The organism is Luteimonas sp. YGD11-2, from assembly GCF_004118975.1.
GTDB classification, from domain to species: domain Bacteria; phylum Pseudomonadota; class Gammaproteobacteria; order Xanthomonadales; family Xanthomonadaceae; genus Luteimonas; species Luteimonas muca.
Map to the genome: position 1 here is coordinate 45,701 of NZ_CP035376.1, position 22,340 is coordinate 68,040.

Sequence of the window (22,340 nt, forward strand, 5' to 3'; positions counted from 1 at the left end):
TCACCGATCCGCGCTGCCGACCAGCCGCACCAGTTCGGCGGTACGGTTCACGTAGCCCCATTCGTTGTCGTACCAGGCGTAGATCTTGACCTGGGTGCCGTTGACAACGAGCGTGGACAGCGCGTCGATGATGCTGGAGCGCGGATCGGTCTGGTAGTCGATCGACACCAGTGGACGCGTCTCATAGCCGAGGATTCCGGACAGCTCGCCGTCTGCGGCCGCTTTCAGCATCGCGTTCACTTCCTCGACGGTGGTCGGACGCTCGACCTCGAACACGCAGTCGGTCAGCGAGGCATTGGTGAGCGGCACGCGCACGGCGTGGCCGTCGAGCCGTCCCTTCAGCTCGGGAAAGATCTCCGCGATCGCAGTGGCCGAGCCGGTGGAGGTTGGGATCAAGCTTGCCCCGGCCGAGCGCGCCCGGCGCAGGTCTTTATGCGGTGCGTCGATGATCGTCTGGGTGTTGGTCAGGCTGTGGATCGTGGTCAGGCTGCCGTGGCGGATCCCAAGCCCCTCATGAATCACCTTGACCACCGGTGCCAGGCAATTGGTCGTGCACGACGCCGCTGAGACGATGCGGTGCTTGGTCGGATCGAACCGGTCCTGGTTGACGCCCATGACGATGTCGAGCGTGCCGGCGGACTTGATCGGCGCGGTCACCACCACGCGCTTCACGCCCTGATCCAGATACGGCTGCAGCACGTCCGGCTTGCGGAACTTGCCCGAGGCTTCGATCACCACGTCGCAGCCGGACCAGTCGGTGGCGGCCAGTTCCTTGTTGTGCGTCAACGGAATGCGTCGGCCCTCGATCACGAGCGCATCGCCGTCGGCTACAATCGTTCGGTCCCAGCGGCCGTGCACCGAGTCAAACGTCAGCAGGTGCGCGAGGGTGGCCGGCTCGCCTGCCGGGTCATTGATCTGGACGAACTCGATATCCGGCTCCTTCCACGCGGCGCGCAGGGTGAGACGGCCCATGCGGCCAAAGCCGTTGATGCCAACGCGAATGGTCATGGGCTCACTTCCTTGCCGGGATGCGACTCGATGGAAAGACGATCCCATGCCTCGGGGCGCAATGAGAGCAACAGCGCAATCCGGTGTTGCAGCATCTGAAGCGCCATGCTGAAGGCTTTCTGGCTCTGCTCAGGAGTTCCCTCAACGGCGGCGGGATCCGGAATGCTCCAGTGGGCGGTGACCGGATGACCGGGCCAGTTGGGACAGGTCTCGCCCGCGGCGCGGTCGCAGACGGTGATGATCAGATCCATCACCGGCGCGTCCGACACGGTGAATTCGTCCCAGCTCTTGCCGCGCAGTTCGGATGTCGCCAAGCCTGCAGCAGTCAGAGCTCGAACAGCACCGGGATGCACACGTCCGTCGGGGTGGTTTCCCGCGCTAAAGGCACGGATTCGCTCGCCGCCCAAGCGGTTGGCCAGTGTCTCGGCCATGAGGCTGCGGGCGGAGTTTCGGGTGCACACGAACAACACGTTGTAACGGTCTTTCATGTGGTCACCTCAGGTCAGGAACGAGCAAACGATCTGTCGCAAGGCTGGGTCATCGCAGCGGCCGGCGCCATCACGCAAGACTCAGCCGTATCACGAGGGCCGCCAGCGTCGCGAGTAGCACCGGCAGCGTCAGGACGACACCGACCCTGAAGTAATAGCCCCAGGTGATCCTGATGTCCTTGCGTGCCAGCACGTGCAGCCACAGCAGCGTGGCCAGGCTGCCGATCGGCGTGAACTTCGGACCCAGGTCGCTGCCGATGACGTTCGCGTAGATCATCGCCTCGCGCACCGCCCCGTCCGCCTGGCTTGCGTCGATCGACAGCGCACCGACCAGCACCGTGGGCATGTTGTTCATGACCGACGACAGGAAGGCCGTCAGCAGGCCGGTCCCGAAGGTCGCCGCCCACAGGCCATGGCCGGCGAACCAGTCCAGGAGGCCGGCCAGGTGGTCGGTCAGCCCTTCGTTGCGCAGGCCATAGACCACCAGGTACATGCCGAGCGAGAACACCACGATCTGCCAAGGCGCCTCGCGCACGACCTTGCGGGTCGAGATCACGTGCCCGTGCGCGGCCACCCCAAGGAGCACCAGCGCGCCGGCGCCCGCCACGGCGCTGATGGGCACGCCGAGCCTTTCCAGCACGAAGAAGCCCACCAGCAGGAGGCCCAGCACCGCCCAGCCCGCGTTGAAGGTGGTGCGGTCGACGATCGCCGAACGCGGATCCTTCAGCCCGGTCACGTCGTAGTTCACGGGAATGTCTCGGCGGAAAAACCACAGCAGGACGGCAAGCGTCGCGGCCACGGAGACCAGGTTGACCGGGAACATGACCGAGGCGTATTCGGCGAAACCGATGTCGAAGTAGTCCGCCGAGACGATGTTGACCAGGTTGGACACGACCAGGGGCAGGCTTGCCGTATCCGCGATGAATCCGGCCGCCATCACGAACGCCAGCGTCGCCGCCGGCGTGAACCTGAGCGCCAGCAGCATGGCGATCACGATCGGCGTCAGGATCAGCGCGGCGCCATCGTTGGCGAACAGCGCCGCGACGGCCGCCCCGAGCAGCACGAGGTAGACAAACAGCCTGCGCCCGTTGCCCTTGCCGCAGCGCGCCACGTGCAGTGCCGCCCACTCGAAGAACCCGGCTTCATCCAGCACCAGGCTGATGATGATCACCGCGACAAAGGTGAAGGTGGCGTTCCAGACGAAGCCCCAGACCGTGGGAATCTGCCCCAGCTCCACGACGCCGGTCAGCAATGCCAATGCGGCACCCAGCATCGCGCTCCAGCCGACCCCGAGGCCTTTCGGCTGCCAGATGACCAGAACGATGGTGGCGATGAAAATGAGCAGCGCAAGCAGCATGGTTCAGGCCTTGCTCGCTTTCCAGGTACCCGCGGCGGACGGGCGGGAGGCAGGGAGACAGCGACTCTGGTCACCACCGCAGCAGTTGCGGGTCAAGAATTCGATCAGGCCGTTCATGGCGTCGAAGTCGGCGCGGTAGCAGATGTAACGGCCGCGGGGCTCGCCTTGGATCAGGCCGGCGGCGGCGAGTTCCTTGAGGTGGAACGACAAGGTCGCGCCGGGCAGCGATAGCGCTTCGGCGATCTCGCCGGGCATGCGCCCCTCTGGACCGGCCTCGACCAGCAGGCGAAAGACGGACAGCCGCGTGGGTTGCCCCAAGGCGGCCAAGGCGGTGGTTGCGTTCTTGAGTTCCATGTTTCTAGAATACTGGAATGAAACCGAACGAAGCAACGGCAATGACAACATCCGATCTCGCCAACCTGGCTCCAGCGGCCGTGGACATTCCTGCCCACGACAAGCTCGGCGCGGACGGGGCCACGCACCCGCCGCGGATCCTGATCCTGTACGGCTCGCTGCGCCCACAGTCCTACAGCCGCAAGCTCGCGCTGGAAGCCGAGCGTCTGCTGCGCCACTTCGGCGCGGAAACCCGGGTGTTCGATCCGCACGACCTGCCGATGCTGGACAGCGTGGACGCGGACCACCCCAAGGTGCAGCAGCTACGCGCGTGGTCGCAGTGGTCCGAGGGCCAGGTTTGGGTCAGCCCGGAGCGACACGGCACCCTGACGGCCGTGTTCAAAAACCAGATCGACTGGCTGCCGCTGGAGCAGGCAGGGATGCGTCCCACCCAGGGCCGGACCCTGGCGGTGATGCAGGTGTGCGGCGGCTCGCAGTCGTTCAACGTGGTCAATGCGTTGCGCCAACTCGGCCGCTGGATGCGCATGGTCACCATCCCCAACCAGTCCTCCGTGCCGAAGGCCTGGCAGGAGTTCGACGACGGCGGCCGGATGAAACCCTCGCCGTACTACGACCGCGTGGTCGACGTGATGGAGGAGCTGGTCAAGTTCACCCTGCTGGTGCGCGACCGCAGCGACTATCTGACCAGCCGCTACAGCGAACGCAAGGGCGACCTGGCCGCAGCCACGCTGGCCGAGGCCTCCGGGGCGGTCACCGCCCCTTCGGTTACGGTGATCGCGCCGGCAGAAGCCTCGCCGGCGAGCACATCGAGTACCGACGTCGCACGGCCTGTCCGCGCCGCCTGCTGCGGGACAACTTCCACCTGCAGCTGAGGAGCAGGACGTGAACGCCACGATCTATCACAATCCGAACTGCGGCACCTCGCGCAACACGCTGGCACTGATCCGCCACGCCGGCATCGAGCCCACGGTCATCGAGTACCTGCGGGTTCCACCCACACGCGAGCGTCTGATCGAGCTGATCGCGGCCGCGGGCTTGAGCGTGCGCGATGCGCTGCGGCAGAAAGGCACGCCGTACGCGGAGCTTGGGCTCGACGATCCGACCCTGTCGGACGAGCAACTGCTCGATGCCATGTTGGCGGAGCCGATCCTGATCAACCGGCCCTTCGTGGAAACGCCGATGGGGACGCGGCTGTGCCGACCTTCGGAGGTCGTGCTCGATCTCCTGCCGCCGGTGACCCGTCCGTTCACCAAGGAGGACGGCGAGGTCGTCATCGACGAGAGCGGGCGGCGCGTTCATTGACGGGTTTGAGGCCCCCACCCAACTTCGGGATCCTCCCGGTGATTATTCCCGCCACGCAGGCCTCTAGGTTGAGGCATCGAAGCAGTCCGCGCGACATGCGTGCCATGTTAAGCTCGCACACTTGCCGAAGTGATCTTCGGGCCATTTAAGTCCAATTCCTGTGATGACGCCGCCCTAAATCTCGACAAAAGAGACTGCCTGCCATGGCGGGCTGGTGCTGCTGTATCCCTTCACAGTGTTCCTTCGGTGTGTGCCGAAGCGTATTGGACTATCTCCCTTGAATAATCTCTCTACCCTGCGCCAGGATTGGCTCGGGAATGTTCGCGGCGATCTGATGGCCGGCGTTGTCGTCGCCCTCGCACTGATTCCCGAAGCCATCGCGTTCTCCATCATCGCGGGTGTCGATCCAAAAGTCGGCCTCTACGCGTCCTTCTGTATCGCGGTCGTCATTTCCTTTACCGGTGGTCGGCCAGGAATGATCTCCGCAGCGACCGGCGCAATGGCGCTACTCATGATTGGCCTCGTCAAGGAGCATGGTCTTCAGTACCTCCTTGCAGCCACGTTGCTGACCGGCGTTCTTCAGATGATTGCCGGCGCGATGAAACTCGGGTCGGTGATGCGCTTCATATCCCGGTCCGTGGTCACGGGCTTCGTCAATGCCCTCGCAATCCTGATCTTCCTTGCGCAGCTGCCGGAGCTGACGAATGTTCCCTGGACCGTGTATGCGATGACCGCTGCCGGCCTGGCCATCATTTATCTGTTCCCGCGCGTGACGAAGGCAGTTCCATCTCCTCTCGTCGCCATTGTGGTACTGACCATTGTCGCCCTCCTGCTCAAGCTCGACATCCGCACGGTCGGCGACATGGGCGAGTTACCAGACAGCCTGCCCGTATTTTTGCTGCCGGATGTTCCGCTGAACCTCGATACGCTGAGGATTATCCTTCCCGTCTCGGCCACGCTGGCCGTCGTGGGACTGCTGGAATCACTGCTTACCGCCAAGATCGTCGATGATCTGACTGACACGCCGAGCGATAAGAATCGAGAAGCCATGGGCCAAGGCGTTGCCAACATCGCGTCCGGTTTCATAGGCGGCATGGCGGGTTGCGCCATGATCGGCCAATCGGTCATCAACGTGAAATCGGGCGGCCGTGGCCGCCTCTCCGCCCTCACCGCAGGCGTGGTGCTGCTGATGCTGGTGGTCTTCGCTGGCCCTTGGGTGAAACAGATTCCCATGGCGGCGCTGGTCGCAGTGATGATCATGGTGTCCATTGGTACATTCAGCTGGGGATCGCTCGCGGCACTGAAGACCAACCCCAGGACATCAAGCGTGGTGATGATTGCCACGGTCGTCGTAACGGTGTTCACCCACGACCTGGCCAAGGGTGTCCTGACCGGCGTACTGCTGTCCGGGCTGTTTTTCGCCCGTAAGGTGGGTCAGGTGCTCCATATCGGTTCGACCTCCCACGAAGATGGCCGCGTGCGGCACTACACCGTAACGGGACAGGTGTTCTTCGCATCGGCAGACCAGTTCATTGCTGGCTTCGATTTCCGCGAGGCGCTTGAGCGCGTACGGATCGATGTCGGTCGTGCCCACTTCTGGGATCTGAGCGCGGTGGGCGCTCTGGATACGGTCGTAGTGAAGTTCCGGCGCGAAGGCACGGAGGTGGAGATCCTGGGTCTGAATGAAGCCAGCGCGACGCTAGTGGATCGCCTGGGTGTGCACGACAAGCCCGATGCCGTTGAACGGCTCATGGGTCACTGAGGAGCGAACTGATGTCGGAACAACTGATCGGGCAGGCGCATCTGAATATCGGCGGCAAGGTTCTTGCCGCCATCGATCCATCTGTCTACAGCGAGAGTGTGGCCCACTACGCAGCTTGGGCCGCGCGCCGGCTAGCCGCCCCCTTGGAGTATCTCCATGTACTGGATCGTCACCCGGAACACGCGGAAAGCAAGGATCTGAGTGGCAGCCTCGCTCTCGGCGCGCTGGATGCCCTGATGAAGGAACTGGCATCGCTGGATGAATCCAAGAGCAAGCTCGCCCAGGAGCGTGGTCGACTGTTGCTCAAGCATGCGCAGGCCATCGCACAGGAGTTTCACGGTATCCAGGCCGAGACAAAGCTCCGTCACGGCGCCTTAGTTGACGCGTTGACCGAGCAGGAAGCGAGCGTCCGCCTTTTTGTCTTGGGTAAACGCGGCGAGCACGCGGATTTTGCCAAAGGGCATCTAGGGGGCCAAGTCGAGCGGGCTGTCCGTGCGGTTCACCGCCCGCTGCTCGTGGTTTCCAGAGCGTACACAGAGGTCTCCAAGATCCTGTTTGCGTTCGACGGCAGCCCGACCACACGGAAGGGCATCGAAATGGTGGCGGGCAGTCCGTTGTTCCGCGGCATGAACGTGGATGTACTTACCGTCGGCAAGGAAAGTGATGCAGCGAGCCAGGGCCTTGAATGGGCGCTGTCGACACTGACACGCGCCGGCTTGGGCAACCGCGGACTCGTGGAGGCCGGTGATCCCGAAGAGGTCATTTCACGACGGGTGAAGGAAGAGTCCGTTGACCTACTGGTAATGGGTGCTTATGGCCATTCGCGTGTAAGGCAACTGATCGTTGGCAGTACCACGACGAGCGTGCTGCGGACTTGTCGCATACCTATCCTGCTGTTGCGCTGAGCGCCTCGGTTCACGGCAAGGCCTCATAGCGATGCCGCACGGGCCGATGTGTTCGAATACATCGAGCGGTTCCACAATCCGAGGATGCGACGAAGGGTGGCCAGGCACGACCAGAAGTTCTCAACCCTTTTACAACCGTCCGTGATTTCGGGGTAGAACCCCGGGTGAGTTGGGGAAGCGTTGGTCCGGCCGCAGGGTGTGGCTGGCCCGGATGAGCATGTACGCGGTATCCCTGCGTCCCACCTGTGTCCCGTCGAGCAGGTCGCCTGCCCGGCGCATGAGGGCGTCGGCCAGCTCCCCGAGCTTGATCTCGCGGTAGGGGTTGGGTGGGGTGTGGCGGGGCATGGGCAGAAGCCTAGCCCTCACGGTCTCGCTGGCTGCGACGCGCTACGCTCATGCTTCGTCCGGAGGTTCCCATGTGCTATTCCTCGATGGTTCGCGCCGAACACCGGAAGTTCCAGCGCGAGACCGGGTCCAAGATGACGGTCAAGGAGTACGTCCGCCTGTACTGGCTGGACGAAGGGATGGATCCGTACGCCCGGAGGCCGCGCACCCCTCGTGCAATGGACATTGGATTTCTCCGGGACGGACCGCCTGAGGTCGCCGACCTGATCCGGCAATGGGACGCCCGGGAGACGGCCGCGCTTGAGGCCGAGCTGTTCGCCCAGCGCAAGCGGGTCGCGGACGGCCAGCGCGCCCTCCAGACCAAGACGACCAAGAAGGCGCAAGAGGATGTGCGGATCGGGAGCAACAAGCTCGACCAGATCAAGACACGCCTGGCGACCCTGAAGCGGACGGAGCCCAAGGACAGCGATCAGCGCATCTATCCGGGCAGCTATTGCCATGTCCTGGTGTCCGAGGGCGGCGAGCGGGTCATCCGCCCCATGCGCTACCAGTGCCGTCCGGCCGGCAAGCCGGCCTTCTACGATCGGAAGTTCCCGGGGACCTATAACGCCCGGCGCGACAACCTAGGGATGCTCTGAACAAATCCCTTCGGCGACAATAGCGCAAGGTTCGACGGGTGACGACGATGCAGCTGAGCTTCGGGGACGCGGAACACACGGGCAAGCGCAAGAAGACGCGGCGCGAGGTCTTCCTGGCGGAGATGGAGCAGGTGGTGCCGTGGAACGCATTGCTGGCGCTGATCGCACCGCACTACCCGAAGATGGGCCAGCGCGGCCGGCAGCCGTACCCGTTGGCGACGATGCTGCGCATCCACTTCCTGCAGCAGTGGTACGCGCTGAGCGACCCGGGCATGGAAGAGGCGCTGTACGAGATGCCGGTGATGCGCCGCTTTGCCCGCCTGGGCGGGCTGGACAACATCCCGGACGAGACCACGATCCTCAACTTCCGCCGGCTGCTGGAGACGCATGATCTGGCGCGGCAGCTCCTGGAGCGCGTGAACGCGCATCTGGCGCGCAAGGGCCAGAGCCTGAAGGCGGGCACGATCGTGGATGCGACGATCATCGCGGCACCGAGTTCGACTAAGAACAGGGGCGGCGAGCGCGACCCGGAGATGCACCAGACCAAGAAGGGCAACCAGTGGCATTTCGGGATGAAGGCGCACATTGGCGTGGACGAGGAGTCGGGCCTGGTGCACCACGTGGAGTGCACGGCGGCGAACGTGAATGACGTGACGCAGGTGCACAAGCTGCTGCACGGCAAGGAAGATACGATCTGCGGCGACAGCGGCTACACCGGCGCGGACAAGCGCGAGGAGCTGCAAGACGTGGAGGCTGCGTTCTGGATCGCGGAGAAGCCCTCGAAGTTGCGAGCGCTGAAGAACAAGCGCGAGCGCAAGTACGCCGAGCGCTGGGAGCACTTCAAGGCCAGCCTGCGGGCGAAGGTTGAGCACCCGTTCCGGGTGGTGAAGCGGCAGTTCGGTTATACCAAGGTGCGCTACCGCGGCTTGGCGAAGAACACGGCGCAGGTGCTGACGCTGTTCGCGCTGTCGAATCTGTGGATGGCGCGGCGACGTCTGTTGCTGCCGACGGGCTAAATCCGTCCGTTGGACGGGGAAACCCGTAAAAAAGCGCCAGAAATGGCGAGAAAGTGATCACATCGAGGTCGATCAGGCGCCTTGGCGCTGAAATCTAAGCATCAGCGCGCTTTGATCAGACCTTCCCTAACACCTGAATTAAGCCGCGCCGCGAAGCGGCGTCGGCTTGAATGAATTGTTAGGGCTCATTGAACGACAGCTCTATTGACGTGTAGAAGGGTGTCGGCCATTGTCCAGCAAGGCCGGATGCCGATATTGCCTTGTGCACGCACTGGGCCAATGGTGTTTCACCCGTGCGCCAGCTCTCTGCCACCGGGCCGTCAGCATTGAGGGAGAAAACTACGGTAAACGCCGAAAGGTCCATGCCGGGACGGCCGCACGTGACCATGGCTGATCCGAGCGCGTTGCCTTGCGCTTGCAACAGTTGAGAGCTGATCTCCTTGGGGAGGTTTGCCTCATTGTCATCAGCCAAAGCCTTGGCTTGATCGAAACCCATAGCGGCTGAAGCTAGCTGAGTTGCAAGAAGCAGTTCTATGAGCACCGTGAACCTCCCTATGAGCCCTAACACTTGAGTTAAGCCGGCGTGCGTAGCGGAGCCAACAACATGGCAAGCTCTGCCTGCCATGTTGTTGGTGTAGCGAAGCGCGTTCGGCTTGAACGAATTGTTAGACCACACTTACGACGCTATACAAACCTCGACGCTGTCCCCAGTCGTGCCATCAGCGTTATGGCGGAAGATCGTGCCCTCAGATCCCGTGCCAGAACCCTTTGTCCACCATTCCAGTTCGCCACCAACGTAACGTGCGCCACTGCCAGAAACCGCGATTTGCATGTTGTAGGTACTACCTTTGTACTGGACTGTAGCTGAGTCGGTTGAGGGGTAGGTTGCGGCAATGGTCTCTCCGCTCTCGCAGCGATAGCTATGCACAGCGGACGTGGAGGGTGCCACTGCCGATGCTCGGGCGTCCTCTTGCCCTTCCGGATAGCTTGCGCAAGCGGAGAGGAGGAAGATTGAAGAAATAGCGAGGGAACCGATGATTTTCATAAGAATCTGCGTTGATGGTGTGTGTGGTCTAACACCTAAGTTTAGCCGAGACGCGCAGTGGAGCCAAGCACATGGCAAGCTGTACCTGCCATGTGCTTTGCGGAACGAAGCGGCTTCGGCTTGAACGCATTGTTAGGCCCCGAACCGGCGAGCCAAGGATTGAATTGCTGGCGTGGCGATTCGCTTGGCCCAAGCTGCGGCTGACTCTAGCTGAGGAGCCAGACGAGCTAAGGATGCTCTGAACAAATCCCTTCGGCGACAATAGCGCAAGGTTCGACGGGTGACGACGATGCAGCTGAGCTTCGGGGACGCGGAACACACGGGCAAGCGCAAGAAGACGCGGCGCGAGGTCTTCCTGGCGGAGATGGAGCAGGTGGTGCCGTGGAACGCATTGCTGGCGCTGATCGCACCGCACTACCCGAAGATGGGCCAGCGCGGCCGGCAGCCGTACCCGTTGGCGACGATGCTGCGCATCCACTTCCTGCAGCAGTGGTACGCGCTGAGCGACCCGGGCATGGAAGAGGCGCTGTACGAGATGCCGGTGATGCGCCGCTTTGCCCGCCTGGGCGGGCTGGACAACATCCCGGACGAGACCACGATCCTCAACTTCCGCCGGCTGCTGGAGACGCATGATCTGGCGCGGCAGCTCCTGGAGCGCGTGAACGCGCATCTGGCGCGCAAGGGCCAGAGCCTGAAGGCGGGCACGATCGTGGATGCGACGATCATCGCGGCACCGAGTTCGACTAAGAACAGGGGCGGCGAGCGCGACCCGGAGATGCACCAGACCAAGAAGGGCAACCAGTGGCATTTCGGGATGAAGGCGCACATTGGCGTGGACGAGGAGTCGGGCCTGGTGCACCACGTGGAGTGCACGGCGGCGAACGTGAATGACGTGACGCAGGTGCACAAGCTGCTGCACGGCAAGGAAGATACGATCTGCGGCGACAGCGGCTACACCGGCGCGGACAAGCGCGAGGAGCTGCAAGACGTGGAGGCTGCGTTCTGGATCGCGGAGAAGCCCTCGAAGTTGCGAGCGCTGAAGAACAAGCGCGAGCGCAAGTACGCCGAGCGCTGGGAGCACTTCAAGGCCAGCCTGCGGGCGAAGGTTGAGCACCCGTTCCGGGTGGTGAAGCGGCAGTTCGGTTATACCAAGGTGCGCTACCGCGGCTTGGCGAAGAACACGGCGCAGGTGCTGACGCTGTTCGCGCTGTCGAATCTGTGGATGGCGCGGCGACGTCTGTTGCTGCCGACGGGCTAAATCCGTCCGTTGGACGGGGAAACCCGTAAAAAAGCGCCAGAAATGGCGAGAAAGTGATCACATCGAGGTCGATCAGGCGCCTTGGCGCTGAAATCTAAGCATCAGCGCGCTTTGATCAGACCTTCCCTAGAGGGGTTCTGGAAGGACCAGTTCGGTTACACCCACGGCCTCATGGTCGCCGACGTGTTCTATGAGAACGTTGAAGGTCCGGACGGCAAGACCAAGATACTGGCATTCACCCCGCGCGACCGCGAGCCGATGTTGATCGCCTGCCTGTGGTCGCACTGGATCGACCCACGGGGCCAGGAACCAGATCTACTGTCATTCGCAGCCATCACCGACGAGCCCGAGCCGGAGGTCGCTGCGGCGGGCCACGATCGGACGATCATCAACATCAAGCCTGAGCACATCGACGCCTGGCTCAACCCAGACGCTGGGAACTTGACGGCGCTGTACGCGATCTTCGACGACAAGCGACATCCCTACTATGAGCACCGTGAGGCCGCATGACCATCCAAGACGCATCACAGGTTGCCGCCGAAGCTCTGAGCTTCATTGCTGCCTACGATCGCAGCAACACCTACGAAACGTTCTGGGACCACTACCTTTCGCGCTTCGGATCGATGATGCAGTCGCTACAGCAACCCGACGCAACCGACAGTCAGAAAGCCGCCCTGCGCATGATCCAAGACGCGCTGGATCCGTTCTGCGCGTCCCATGTTGGGAAACTGGACACTGACTCAATGATGGATACGCCTTGACTCCGGAAACCAGCGGCCTCCTCGACGTTGAGTCCGAACTAGCCAGCGGACTAGCCGGCATTTCATAGTCGTACAGACGCCCGGAATGTGTCGGAAGGGCACGCCAGTCAACGGCGGCAAACGACCCTTTGCGGACATTTGCATGCAGCGACTGACGAGTTTATGGCTTGGAGCCTTCCGAGCCTCACCCGCTTCTGCGGGCCGCTCCTGCTCGTAATGCCGCTGCAGAAACCGACTGTAGGTTGTCCCTCATTACCTCGGCGCGCGATGCGGTGCAGACACCAACGGATCACGCGGCAGCCGTGCGATCAACGAAGCATAGTAAGCGTTTACCGCGGAGGAGTCCTCGACTAGGGTGCCTTCTTCCTCGCGCATCGGCTGATTTGGGTCTCCGCGAAACGACAGCCAGTTGAAGCTGGTCGTGACGAAGTACGCGTCGTCGACCAACAACACCTTGGCGTGAGTGTTGCCCTTGCGCACTAAGCGGAAATTTTTGAAGGACGTCGCCAAGGCTTCCAGTGACTCACGTGCCTGCCTGTCCGCATCGCGCTCGCCCGGATCGTCGCGACCGATGCCATAGGCCACGATCACCTCCACGCCGCGGTCCAGGCAGACCGTAAGGCGCTTGATGAAAGCTTTGTCGACTACGGCGGCGCGAATCCACGGTGAGACAATCAATAGACGGGTCTTAGCGCGTTCCAGCGCATCGCGAAGCAATGGCGGGTGATCGTACACACCCAAAACCCGCACCTTGGCTGATGTCACGCTGACGGCGTTCGCGCCTGCCAGGGTGAGGAGCGGGCGCCTGTCGAGAGACGCAGTGGAGGCATCCTCGACGACATGGAGGTCTCGACGGAGTTCCCGCGCCACCGCCTGCACTTCGCGGCGACGCTTGTCCGCGTCAAACAACGTTGCAAACAACGGTGATTTTGGCGCCACGCCGCTGCGCTCATAGGCGATCTCGTGCTCGACAGACGGGCGTCCGTCTATAGCGAAGGCGATCGAGATCCGGCGTCCGTCGCTTGACTTGAAGCCCGCGGCCAGAGCTCGACGAAACAGCAAGGTAGGCTTGCCGACCACCGCATCAAGGCGCACGGCGCGTTGGCTTGGGCTGCCTACCTTGGCCATCAGTGCGGTCACCCGGTTTACTTGGGCCAGGTCGATATCGGCGGCACGGGGCATGCGCCGCTCCACCGGGGGTAACACGCCTACCGGGTCGAGCTGCTTGCTCGTCCATAGCTCGCGATGGTCCAAAGCCACTAGCTGGCGGGTGATGCCATCGACGTAAACCGGAATGCGCTGACGCACCAACACGAAGGAAGCCGCTGTCGCAAGCCGCCGTGTCCCTTCCGCGGTCAGGGCGTAACGAACAGGTTCGCCACCAAGCGCTACCACGGCGTTCTCGAATGCCAATTGGCCAAGCTGCGAAATCACTACCTTGGATGGCAGGCCGAGGAATCGCTCGAGGTCGCGGATCGAATCGACACCGCGCGCAATCGACTTGAGCATGAACTCCTCGATGGCGCCCAGCTTACCGGCCTCCTGGAGGGTGACGGCGCAGTTGACCCGAAACACTGGCAGGCCGACCTCGCGGTAAGCGACAAGGCGCTGCCCGTCGCGTCGATCCAGCCGTTGGGCGATGGCCTCTAGGTCACTCATGGTCCCACCCCTTGATCACGCATTCGGTCGACTCTTGCTCGACGAACTGGATGAGGCGCTGAAATGGGTTTGGCCCCTTTACCGTACGGCAGAACTCAAGATCGCCCACGATCACCAAATAGTCACGAGCGCGCGACAAGGCCACATTGAGGTGGCGCCAGTCGGACAGCATGCCGATCTGGCCGCGGCTGTTCTTGCGTGTGACCGAATAGATGCAGATGTCCACCTCGCGCCCTTGGAATGCATGCACCGACGCACAGTCGATGGTCAGGCGGTCGAGGTCCCGCTCCTTGCGAATCTCGTTGCGGATCAAAGTGACCTGTGGGGCATAGCCGGATATGACACCGATAGTCGGCCAGGAAGCGGGCGGGCGGCCACTGCGCGTCAGCGCGAACTGTATGCGCTTTAACAGCGCGACAATCGCCTGTGCCTCGCGGGCATTTTCGTAACTGGTCCCGCGTGTTCGCTCCTCGTAGGCCTTATCAGTGCCGGAGTACGGATCGAGCCAGGCTACTTCGCGGTCGAGTCCGGCCACAGCGAGGTCCGCAATTTCGCGGTCGGCGGTGGATGCACCTTCGCTGAGGTTGTCGTCATAGAAGCACCGGCTAACGAGCCGGCCAATCTCGCCGCGCATGCGGTGCTGCTCGGTCAAGGCGGCCTTGCATCCGTCGCCGAGGTCCTTAGTCAGTCGTTCGAACAGCTGCTCATCGAGTTGCTGCTGGTTCAGCCCAAACCGCTCCTGCAGCTCCTCGGACCGGAGCGCGTGATCGAGCACGGCGGGAAGCTGGTGGTGGTCGCCGAGAAGGACGGCGCGACGCGACTGCGCCAAGGGCACCAACAGTTCGGTGGTCGTGGCCTTCCCGGCTTCGTCGACGATGCACAGGTCGAACACCGTGCGCAACGCAGCCTCCTCGCGACAGAACCCAACGCAGGTGCCCGCGACGACCGAGGACGACGCGATGATCGCCGCGTTGAAATCGTCGGACTGGCCAAAGCGCATGCGCCAGTCTTCAGACAACGTCATCAGCTGTCCCAGTGCCTCGCGCTGGGGATCGCCGAGCAGCAACTGCGACCATTCGCGCAACTCCGCATCGGAGTGGGTCGCCAGCTGGGCGCCATCCTTTCCCAGTCCCACCAACTTCTGCCGAGCGGCCTCGATGGTGCTACGCGCGAGGACATCGTCGCCGCGGATCCGTTCCAGCTCGTCTTCGAGCACCCCCGCGCGCAGCAGCTTGTCGCTACGCTCGTGAGTCGCCATGGACGACTCGGCTGCGATCTGCGCTTCCAAGACTTGCGCTTCCTCCTCCAACTCGGTCAGGGAGGCCTGGATCCTCGCGAGTTGCTCGCGCGCGCCCATGAGGTCGAGCACGGCGAGGCCAAGCTCGACCTCATGGCGGTCGATGCCCCTATCGGCAGCCTGGTCTTGCAAGAAGCGTTGCGAGGATGCAGTGACTTGGTCGCGCAGGGCGAGGCTGCGCTGATCGAGGCAGCACGCTTCCACGCGCGGGTCCGCTTCCTTGGAGCCGCTGCCGATACGGACACAGGAGATGTCATGGTCGGCGCGCAGCAAACGTTCTAGCGCATTGTCGAGGGCTACGTGGGTTTGCGAGGCAAGCAGGATCCTGGCGTCGGGATTGCGCGCCAGCTCCTGTCGAATCAGCTCGACGATCAATTTTGTCTTGCCGGTGCCGGGGGGACCGTGAGTCACGATCAGGTCGGCACCAGCGGCGAAGCGCGACACGACCGTCTTCTTGGCGTCGTCGAGGCCATGATCGAAGAAGCGTGCGACCGGTTCGTAAGAGGGTTCGCTGGGTCCGGTGTCGGCACCGACGAGTAGGGCGCGCAGGCGGGCGCCGGGGGTCTCGCCGGCCTTGAACTTGTCGAGTGCGCGCGCTTGCCGATCCAGCGCCACACGGGTCTGGGCCCAGTCGATATCGAGCGTGCCCTTGCTTGGGATCCGTTCCAGATCGATGTGCGGGCGAGTCGACAGCAGTACGCACTGGGCCCCACGCACCGCTTCCACCTCGCCACGAAACACCCAGGTCCCGTTGACAGAGATGACCCGCAACTGCTCTTCGACGGCGTCCTCCGGATTCTCGACGCTCGCCAACAGCCGCGCGCCGTCACGTTCGACAGTCTTGTAGCGCAGCGCTGGCACGCCATGGCGGGCGATGTGACGCAGCGCCTCGAGCAAGTTGGACCACTCGGCGAAGGCGTGATCGGGGTCGTGGCGCTGGGCCTGGCTGAGCTCGTGCAGATGCGCATCGAGGCCGGCGAACAACGTCTGCATATCACGGCGGGCGGCCTGTTTCGCGAGCGACTGTCTGGGTAGCTGATCGGTGAAATCGGCCTGTAGCAACCAGCGGTCCGATTGAAACAACGCCTCGAGGCGGAAGCGTTTTCGCACGAGGCTGGTAACCACCAGATGCTCGCGACTGCTGTCGAGCGAGGCGGCGAGGCGGAACGAGGGCGTTTCCATCGCTATCGTGGCATCGGCAACGGTGCCCACGGCCGACACGGCCACGACCTCGCTGAGCTCGGCCAGCAGCTGCTCTAGCGGGTTCGCTTCGGCGTCAACGGGGGCATACAATTGCTCGCTTACACTGGCGATGAAGCGCAGCGCAATGCGGAGTCGGTCCGGCTCGTCACAGGCTGGTCCGGTGCCGCCGCGCAGGGCCTCGACAAACTCGATAAGTGTGCCAAAGCGTTCGCTCGGCGTGCGGCTTAGGGCCCGTCCGATTGCCGCGCGCTCGCCCGGCGGTAGCGATAGCCCGGGTAACGCGGCATACAGCTCTTCATGATTAGCCAGGGGATGGCCATTCATCGCGCGCAGCGCAATAGCACAGAACGCATATGGGTCGCGCGTGAGAGTGTAAGTGCCGGTATCTTCTTCGGGCAGACAGTACGGAACCGTACGCCACCCCATAAGCGTACGACCGATGCCGACGCTGGCCAGCTTGGCTTGGCCGAAGTCAATGATCTTTACCACGCCGGTCGGCGTGATCAGGACATTGCCGGTCGACAGGTCGCGATGGGCGATGTTGCGTTCGGCGGCATAAGTGAGTGCGTCGAGGAGCGGTTCGCCGTAGCGCTGGTAGAACGTCGGCCAGTCCATCGGCCCTGCGGCAGCGAGATGCTGTTCGAGAGTCTGTCCGTCGATCCATTCGAGCGCGATGTAGCGCTGACCGGTCAGCGCACAACGCCCCGCGTCGAGCATCTGCACTATGCCGTTGTGGGTCAGTTGACCAAGCGCGCTATGTTCACGGTGCCAGATTTCGTTGACGATGGCGGGGTCGCGGCCCTGCTCAGTGAAGACCTTCAGAGCCACGACTGCATGCGATTGCTGGTCAAAGGCCTTATGCAGCGTTGCTGTACCGCCTTCGATCTGCTCGGTCAGCAGCAGATAGCGATCGGCAAACGTCCTTGGTTGCGACATGCGCGGCAACCCTCCCCCCTGTCTCTAACTTGAATCTACACGAAGAAACGGCAGTTGGTACGTCCGCTTTTGGCCGGAAGCGGACAAGGAGATAGGGCGAGGAAAGCCGTCATTAAACCCACGAGATTGGGGTGGGAGTAGCAGACGGCCCAAGTACCTCATCTCTCACTTCCGCCACCTTCTCGATGGCTCGCTGAAGCTGTTGGCCAATCGCTTGGATCTGCGCAATGCCGACCTCTCGCGTCTGCAGGAATACGTCGTTCTGCGCTGCCTGATTGCTCCAGATCATTAAATGGTCATCGAGAGCCTGTTTGTTAGGAATCTCGGTAACGATCCCGTTAGCCGCACAGTTAAATCGTCGGACCGCCTCCCGTAAGGTGCCGTCGCCAAAGCAATGGTTTATCACCCGAAAGGTGGCGCCGACGAGTGCGACGAGTTCGACCGCTTTCACTCCATGACCAAGCCTCGCTCCCCCCGGTGTCCAACAACGCATTTCCCATGCAGCCTGCGTTCCTTCGGCTAGATCGCCACAGGCAATCTGGCTGAGAGTCTCTGTACGGTAGCCTATCGACGGCTGCCCATTCTTTGCGTGAAGTACCAACGTTGCGAGGGTGGGCATGCGTGGAGCACTCCTGGGAATCGACGTCCCACCGGCTTTAGTGGCAGGCCAATCTAGAGTCAGGGGATCAAGTCGGATCTACATATGCCGGCCAATCGCGGAAACGTACATGGTGACCGGCCCGACACCCGCTCTGGCATCCGCCATGGAGCTAACCAGTCGCCGGTTGTCGATTGGAATCCCAGAGTGTCCGACTCGCCGCTGTTGGAAATGCCCGCCGCGAACGTGGCCGTTCGCGGCTCCAATCCAGTTAAGGGATCTTTTGGAGGATGACCACCCCAAGCTCTGGGGTAGCCATCTACAGCTACTGTTGGGACTGTCCCAACGGTCCCACAGCATGTGTTGTCCATGAGAGCTTAGCCGCCACCCCAGTGGAGGTTCCATTGAGTGTTCCCTGCGGTGCACTGGTATAGCGAATCAAATGCGTCGCTAAGCATGCTCCGACCAGTCCCATTCATGATCATCCGACCGTCCGTCATCTGATACTCGTTTCGCCGACTCATAACCTGAGCGAGAACATCAATCCGGACGCGTTCCAGGAACGCGGTTAGTGAGCGTTCCATGTCGAGCTTGTAGTGGTCGGGGAAGCACATGTTCGTGCCAATAAACAGCCATGCGGGTGGTGCTTGAAGACCATGCTCATCCAGACGACTGCGGAGCCGATGGTTGTGCATGTTCCTAGATTCAACGACCCCCCAAAGGAGACCACTGCAAAAGTCGCTCGGCTTGCTACATGTTTCGACGAACAGGTCATAACTGATTTCCGCGCGACAATCCGTGCTGAATGTTGTCAAGAGAAGCAAGAGAGCTCCGCTCAGCTTCATCTTCATTTGTGACCTCCCTATTCCGTTGGCTGGCATCTACAGCTAGTGTAGAGTCTGCCAGAAGCTGCGTTCAACGGTCATGATTTGGCGTCTTCGTCAAGTCTCCAGCCGTTGCCCGAAAGCTTCGCCGCCTCCGTTTTTTCCAAGCGCTTGAAGTTGGCGAGGGCGCGGGCTGGCGTGTCACAGCGCGAACTTGGCGCGCTGATCGGCTTGGGGAAGACGGTGGGGAGCACTCGCATTAACCGTTACGAGCAGCAGAAGTCGCTATGCGATATGGAGACTGCTTCCCAGATTGCCGAGCAGCTCGATGTGCCTCTCGCCTATCTTTTCGCGGAGTCGGAACTGCTCGCCGACATGATCCTTGCGTTCTCGGCACTTACACAGCCGGAGCAGAAGAAGCTACTGGTAGAGATAGAAAAACGCGCCACTGACAAGGCGGTTAAAAAGTAGCAGCGTCCTGCGGCGGTCTTTGCCGTGGGTTGACTGGTCTACGGTTACAGCGGCGCTCCGAGGTGGCGGGAGACTACGTACCCCCGGCGCGGCATAAAAATTATCCTGAAAGCTGGCCCTACCGGGGGCGCCTAAACCGCCGTCAAGCTGGCCTCGAACGAACTGCGCCAACTGCGGCTGTGAACACTTTTAACAAGTGTCATAAAGTGCTGGTGCGTCTACTGCTTCGCGCGGCCCTCGCACGCGTACCTGGACCTCTCGCCCGGCCTCGATTTCGAGACCCGGCTGTTTGCCAAGACCAATGCGCCGGACCGGCTGCGCGCCGAGCTCGGCAAGCCCGGCTACGTGTGTTCGCCGATCGCGCTGGGCATCAATACCGATGGCTACCAGCCGCTCGAGCGCGATCGCGGCATCACCCGCGGGTGCCTGGAGATCTGTGCGCAGGCGGGCCAGCCGGTGCATATCGTCACCAAGAGCGCGCTGGTGGTGCGCGACCTCGACCTGCTGGCGCCGATGGCCGCGCGCGGGCTGGTGGAGGTGCATCTCTCGGTGACCACCCTCGACAACCGGCTGTCGGCCCGCATGGAACCGCGCGCGGCCGCGCCGCATGCGCGCCTGCGTACGATCCGCGCGCTGGCCGAAGCCGGGGTGCCGACCGGGGTGCTCGTCGCGCCGGTGATCCCGATGATCAGCGACCACGAGCTCGAGGCGATCCTGGAAGCCACGCGCGAGGCCGGCGCGACGTCGGCGGGCTACGTGCTGCTGCGCCTGCCGCACGAACTCAAGGAGATCTGGCGTGAATGGCTTGAGCTGCACTATCCGCAGCGCGCCGCCCATGTGATGAGCCTGGTTCAGCAGATGCGCGGTGGTCGCGACTACGACAGCCGCTACGGCAGCCGCATGCGTGGCCAGGGCCCGTTCGCCGATCTCATCCGTGCGCGCTTCGACCGCGCGCGGCGCGCGCTGGGTTTCGGTGAGCTGCCTCCCCTGCGTTGCGACCTGTTCAGCCCGCCGCGCGAGGTTTCGCCGCAGGGCGACCTGTTCTGACGGGGATCCGGCGTGCGTGTCCACGCCCTGCTGACCCGGGGATGGCTAGACTTCCGGCTTTCCGTGCACGCAGAACGAGTCATGTCTTCCGGTTCCAGTGTCCCGCGGGTCGACGACCTGCCCGGCCAGCTTGTGCGCAGCGAAGCGGCGATCGCGCGCATGCGCAAGCGCGAGGAGCATCTCGCCCATGGCATCTCGCATGACCTGCGCGCGCCGCTGCGCGCGATCACCGGCTATGCGCAGGTGCTGGTCAACCAGTACGCGGAAGCGCTGGATCCGCAGGCGCGCGACTACCTGGGCCGCATCCACGATGCCGCCGGGCGCATGGAAGGCCTGATCGAGAAACTCCTGCAGCTGTCGTATGTCGATCGCGCGCCGCTCAAGCCCGAGCGCGTGGACCTTGGCATGCTGGCGGAATGGAGCCTCGCCGAACTGCAGGACCTGCAACCCGGCCCGACGGCCGACATCGAGGTACAGACCGACCTGTTCGTGCATGGCGACGAACGCCAGCTCAAGCAGTTGATGGACCGCCTGCTGCACAACGCGTGGACGTTCTCGCGCTCGCGCGAGCAGATCCGTATCCGCGTGCGCGGGCGCCGCGAAGGCGCGCGCCTGCTGGTCGCGGTGGAGGACGCCGGCAGCGGTTTCGACATGCGCTATGCTGACCGCGTCTTCGTGCCGTTCCAGCGCCTGCATGGCAGCGAGCAGGGCGGCGGCGACGGCCTCGGGCTTGCGATCGCGCAGGCCATCGTCGAACGCCACGACGGCCGCATCTGGGCCGAATCCACCCCCGGCGTCGGCAGCGTGTTCCATATCGACCTGCCGGCGGCGCAGGACAGCGAGGACGAAGCTGGGCATGACTGAGAAGGAAATCCTGCTGGTCGAGGACAATCCCGACGACGTCGAACTGACCCGTATCGCATTCGCCGAGGCGAAGATCGCCAACCCGCTGGTGGTGGTGCGCGATGGCGTGGAAGCACTGGACTACCTGTTCGCACGCGGTTCGTACGCGCACCGCAATGCCGATGACCTGCCGTCGATCGTGCTGCTCGACCTCAACCTGCCGCGGGTGGACGGCCGCGAGGTGCTGCAGGCGATCCGTGCCGATGCGCACACCCGCGCACTGCCGGTGGTGGTGCTGACCACCAGCAGCGAACCGTTCGATATCGAGGCCGCCTATGCGCTGGGCGTCAACAGCTATATCCGCAAGCCGGTCGATTTCCAGCAGTTCGTCGGCGCGGTGAAGCAGGTCGGCCTGTACTGGCTGGTGCTCAACCACCCCAGCCCGGCCTGAGGCAGGCCGCTTCAGCTGCCGCGGTAGAGCTGCTCGGCGCGCTGGAACAGGATCCAGCTGGTGGCGATGAACTTGTCGCCACCGCGCGGGCGGTTGCCGCGATGGGTATGGGTGAACGCGGTCGGCGCGATCAGCAGGTCGCCGGCGCGTGGCGTCACCTTGCGCTGCTGGAACATGAATTCGGTCTCGCCGGCGTCGAAGCCGTCGTTGAGGTAGATCGTCCACAGCAGATGCCGGTGCAGGGTCTCGCACTGCGGATCGCGCGGGTACAGCTCGCAATGCCAGTACGGATAACCGCCCTCGCCGTCGCGGTACCACTGCAGGTTGACCGCACCCGGGCGCAGGCAGGTGCGTGCGAGGCCGCCAAGTGCGGCATCGTCCATCGCCGCCAGGTCCTCGGCCGACAGCCGCCGCAGGCCACCGCGGCCATCCGGCTGCTGCAGCATCAACGGTGCGATCAGCGCCTGCGGATAGCGCCGCAGGTAGGCGAGCAGGCCCGCATACACCGCCACGTTGAGCGCCTGGTCGACATCGGCCCAGTCCGCACGGCCCGCGAGCGAGAGATCGCGGCTGTGCTTGAGCTCGGGAAACACACCGCCGCCGATCTGCCCCGGCGACAGCGCATCGCTTGCACGCATGCGTTCGACGATCGCCGCGCAGCTGGCGGCATCCAGGGCGGCGGGCACGACCTCGATGAAGTCGTCGACGGCGGTTGCAGTGCGGTCGTCCATGCGGAGGGCGTGTGGGGTGCGGGCCGCCAGCATCGCCGACG

At 63.2% G+C, this 22,340-nt stretch carries 21 protein-coding genes and 3 pseudogenes; 14 read left to right on the forward strand and 10 right to left on the reverse strand.

The genetic code is table 11. From position 1 onward, the window contains the following. The 4 genes from ERL55_RS00230 to ERL55_RS00245 form a co-directional block, all read right to left on the reverse strand. A complete protein-coding gene (locus ERL55_RS00230; RefSeq protein WP_129134637.1) occupies nt 1–1,008 on the reverse strand; it encodes an ArsJ-associated glyceraldehyde-3-phosphate dehydrogenase in 1,008 nt (335 codons plus the stop codon). Continuing rightward, nucleotides 1,005–1,496 (reverse strand): arsenate reductase ArsC, encoded by a 492-nt coding sequence (locus tag ERL55_RS00235; RefSeq protein WP_129134638.1) that lies wholly within the window; start codon nt 1,494–1,496, stop codon nt 1,005–1,007. Before ERL55_RS00235 ends, ERL55_RS00230 begins: the two co-directional genes overlap by 4 nt. A gap of 70 nt (nt 1,497–1,566) precedes the next feature. Next, nucleotides 1,567–2,853 carry an arsenic transporter gene (locus ERL55_RS00240; protein ID WP_129134639.1) on the reverse strand — a complete coding sequence of 429 codons (1,287 nt, stop codon included), beginning with the start codon at nt 2,851–2,853 and terminating at the stop codon, nt 1,567–1,569. A gap of 3 nt (nt 2,854–2,856) precedes the next feature. Next, nucleotides 2,857–3,207: a metalloregulator ArsR/SmtB family transcription factor gene (locus tag ERL55_RS00245; protein ID WP_129134640.1), complete on the reverse strand. Its 351-nt coding sequence runs from the start codon at nt 3,205–3,207 to the stop codon at nt 2,857–2,859. 41 nt (nt 3,208–3,248) lie between these two features. Here ERL55_RS00245 and arsH point away from each other — a divergent pair, with 41 nt between their 5' ends. The 7 genes and pseudogenes from arsH to ERL55_RS00280 all read left to right on the forward strand — a co-directional run bounded on the left by arsH (nt 3,249) and on the right by ERL55_RS00280 (nt 9,175). Beyond that, nucleotides 3,249–4,079 carry an arsenical resistance protein ArsH gene (gene arsH / locus ERL55_RS00250; protein ID WP_129137121.1) on the forward strand — a complete coding sequence of 277 codons (831 nt, stop codon included), beginning with the start codon at nt 3,249–3,251 and terminating at the stop codon, nt 4,077–4,079. 10 nt (nt 4,080–4,089) lie between these two features. Next, on the forward strand, nt 4,090–4,509 hold the full coding sequence (gene arsC, locus ERL55_RS00255; RefSeq protein WP_129134641.1) for an arsenate reductase (glutaredoxin): 420 nt from the start codon (nt 4,090–4,092) through the stop codon (nt 4,507–4,509). A 334-nt stretch (nt 4,510–4,843) separates the two neighbouring features. Continuing rightward, a complete protein-coding gene (locus ERL55_RS00260; RefSeq protein ID WP_129137122.1) occupies nt 4,844–6,271 on the forward strand; it encodes a SulP family inorganic anion transporter in 1,428 nt (475 codons plus the stop codon). A gap of 11 nt (nt 6,272–6,282) precedes the next feature. After that, nucleotides 6,283–7,176 (forward strand): universal stress protein, encoded by an 894-nt coding sequence (locus ERL55_RS00265; protein ID WP_206733335.1) that lies wholly within the window; start codon nt 6,283–6,285, stop codon nt 7,174–7,176. Between the two features lie 30 nt (nt 7,177–7,206). Continuing rightward, nucleotides 7,207–7,332 (forward strand): annotated as a pseudogene (locus tag ERL55_RS00270) (IS3 family transposase); the annotation flags it as partial. A gap of 260 nt (nt 7,333–7,592) precedes the next feature. Further along, entirely contained in the window at nt 7,593–8,159 is a 567-nt protein-coding gene (locus tag ERL55_RS00275; protein WP_129134642.1) for a hypothetical protein, read from the forward strand. Between the two features lie 47 nt (nt 8,160–8,206). Then, nucleotides 8,207–9,175: an IS5 family transposase gene (locus ERL55_RS00280; protein ID WP_129137124.1), complete on the forward strand. Its 969-nt coding sequence runs from the start codon at nt 8,207–8,209 to the stop codon at nt 9,173–9,175. Nucleotides 9,176–9,353: 178 nt separating this feature from the next. On the opposite strand, the gene ERL55_RS00285 is transcribed toward ERL55_RS00280, so the two are convergent. Beyond that, nucleotides 9,354–9,716 carry a hypothetical protein gene (locus ERL55_RS00285; protein WP_129134643.1) on the reverse strand — a complete coding sequence of 121 codons (363 nt, stop codon included), beginning with the start codon at nt 9,714–9,716 and terminating at the stop codon, nt 9,354–9,356. Between the two features lie 793 nt (nt 9,717–10,509). Here ERL55_RS00285 and ERL55_RS00295 point away from each other — a divergent pair. From ERL55_RS00295 to ERL55_RS00305, 3 genes and pseudogenes are all read left to right on the forward strand, one after another. Next, nucleotides 10,510–11,478, forward strand: a complete 969-nt coding sequence (locus tag ERL55_RS00295) for an IS5 family transposase (RefSeq protein WP_129137124.1) — start codon at nt 10,510–10,512, stop codon at nt 11,476–11,478. Between the two features lie 117 nt (nt 11,479–11,595). Further along, a pseudogene (locus ERL55_RS00300) lies at nt 11,596–11,988 on the forward strand (SOS response-associated peptidase family protein); the annotation flags it as partial. Continuing rightward, nucleotides 11,985–12,239 carry a hypothetical protein gene (locus ERL55_RS00305; RefSeq protein WP_129134645.1) on the forward strand — a complete coding sequence of 85 codons (255 nt, stop codon included), beginning with the start codon at nt 11,985–11,987 and terminating at the stop codon, nt 12,237–12,239. The pseudogene ERL55_RS00300 and the gene ERL55_RS00305, both read left to right, overlap by 4 nt. A gap of 252 nt (nt 12,240–12,491) precedes the next feature. On the opposite strand, the gene ERL55_RS00310 is transcribed toward ERL55_RS00305, so the two are convergent. The 4 genes from ERL55_RS00310 to ERL55_RS15005 all read right to left on the reverse strand — a co-directional run bounded on the left by ERL55_RS00310 (nt 12,492) and on the right by ERL55_RS15005 (nt 18,783). Further along, nucleotides 12,492–13,898 (reverse strand): phospholipase D-like domain-containing protein, encoded by a 1,407-nt coding sequence (locus ERL55_RS00310; protein WP_129134646.1) that lies wholly within the window; start codon nt 13,896–13,898, stop codon nt 12,492–12,494. Beyond that, nucleotides 13,891–17,334, reverse strand: coding sequence for a serine/threonine-protein kinase (locus tag ERL55_RS00315; protein ID WP_129134647.1), 3,444 nt, complete (start codon nt 17,332–17,334; stop codon nt 13,891–13,893). The genes ERL55_RS00310 and ERL55_RS00315 overlap by 8 nt, the downstream gene beginning before the upstream one ends. A gap of 112 nt (nt 17,335–17,446) precedes the next feature. Next, nucleotides 17,447–17,953 (reverse strand): hypothetical protein, encoded by a 507-nt coding sequence (locus tag ERL55_RS00320; RefSeq protein ID WP_129134648.1) that lies wholly within the window; start codon nt 17,951–17,953, stop codon nt 17,447–17,449. A gap of 356 nt (nt 17,954–18,309) precedes the next feature. After that, nucleotides 18,310–18,783 carry a hypothetical protein gene (locus tag ERL55_RS15005; protein ID WP_206733336.1) on the reverse strand — a complete coding sequence of 158 codons (474 nt, stop codon included), beginning with the start codon at nt 18,781–18,783 and terminating at the stop codon, nt 18,310–18,312. Between the two features lie 105 nt (nt 18,784–18,888). On the opposite strand from ERL55_RS15005, the gene ERL55_RS00325 reads away from it, so the two are divergent. The 4 genes and pseudogenes from ERL55_RS00325 to ERL55_RS00340 all read left to right on the forward strand — a co-directional run bounded on the left by ERL55_RS00325 (nt 18,889) and on the right by ERL55_RS00340 (nt 21,568). Then, complete coding sequence (locus tag ERL55_RS00325) at nt 18,889–19,227, forward strand: helix-turn-helix transcriptional regulator (protein ID WP_129134649.1); 339 nt, start codon at nt 18,889–18,891, stop codon at nt 19,225–19,227. A gap of 213 nt (nt 19,228–19,440) precedes the next feature. Further along, a pseudogene (locus ERL55_RS00330) lies at nt 19,441–20,274 on the forward strand (PA0069 family radical SAM protein); the annotation flags it as partial. 81 nt (nt 20,275–20,355) lie between these two features. Next, nucleotides 20,356–21,138 carry an ATP-binding protein gene (locus tag ERL55_RS00335; protein ID WP_129134651.1) on the forward strand — a complete coding sequence of 261 codons (783 nt, stop codon included), beginning with the start codon at nt 20,356–20,358 and terminating at the stop codon, nt 21,136–21,138. Continuing rightward, on the forward strand, nt 21,131–21,568 hold the full coding sequence (locus tag ERL55_RS00340; protein WP_129134652.1) for a response regulator: 438 nt from the start codon (nt 21,131–21,133) through the stop codon (nt 21,566–21,568). Before ERL55_RS00335 ends, ERL55_RS00340 begins: the two co-directional genes overlap by 8 nt. 11 nt (nt 21,569–21,579) lie before the next feature. Here ERL55_RS00340 and ERL55_RS00345 read toward each other — a convergent pair whose 3' ends face one another. Continuing rightward, nucleotides 21,580–22,299, reverse strand: a complete 720-nt coding sequence (locus ERL55_RS00345; protein WP_129134653.1) for a 2OG-Fe(II) oxygenase — start codon at nt 22,297–22,299, stop codon at nt 21,580–21,582. Between the last annotated feature and the right edge of the window lie 41 nt (nt 22,300–22,340).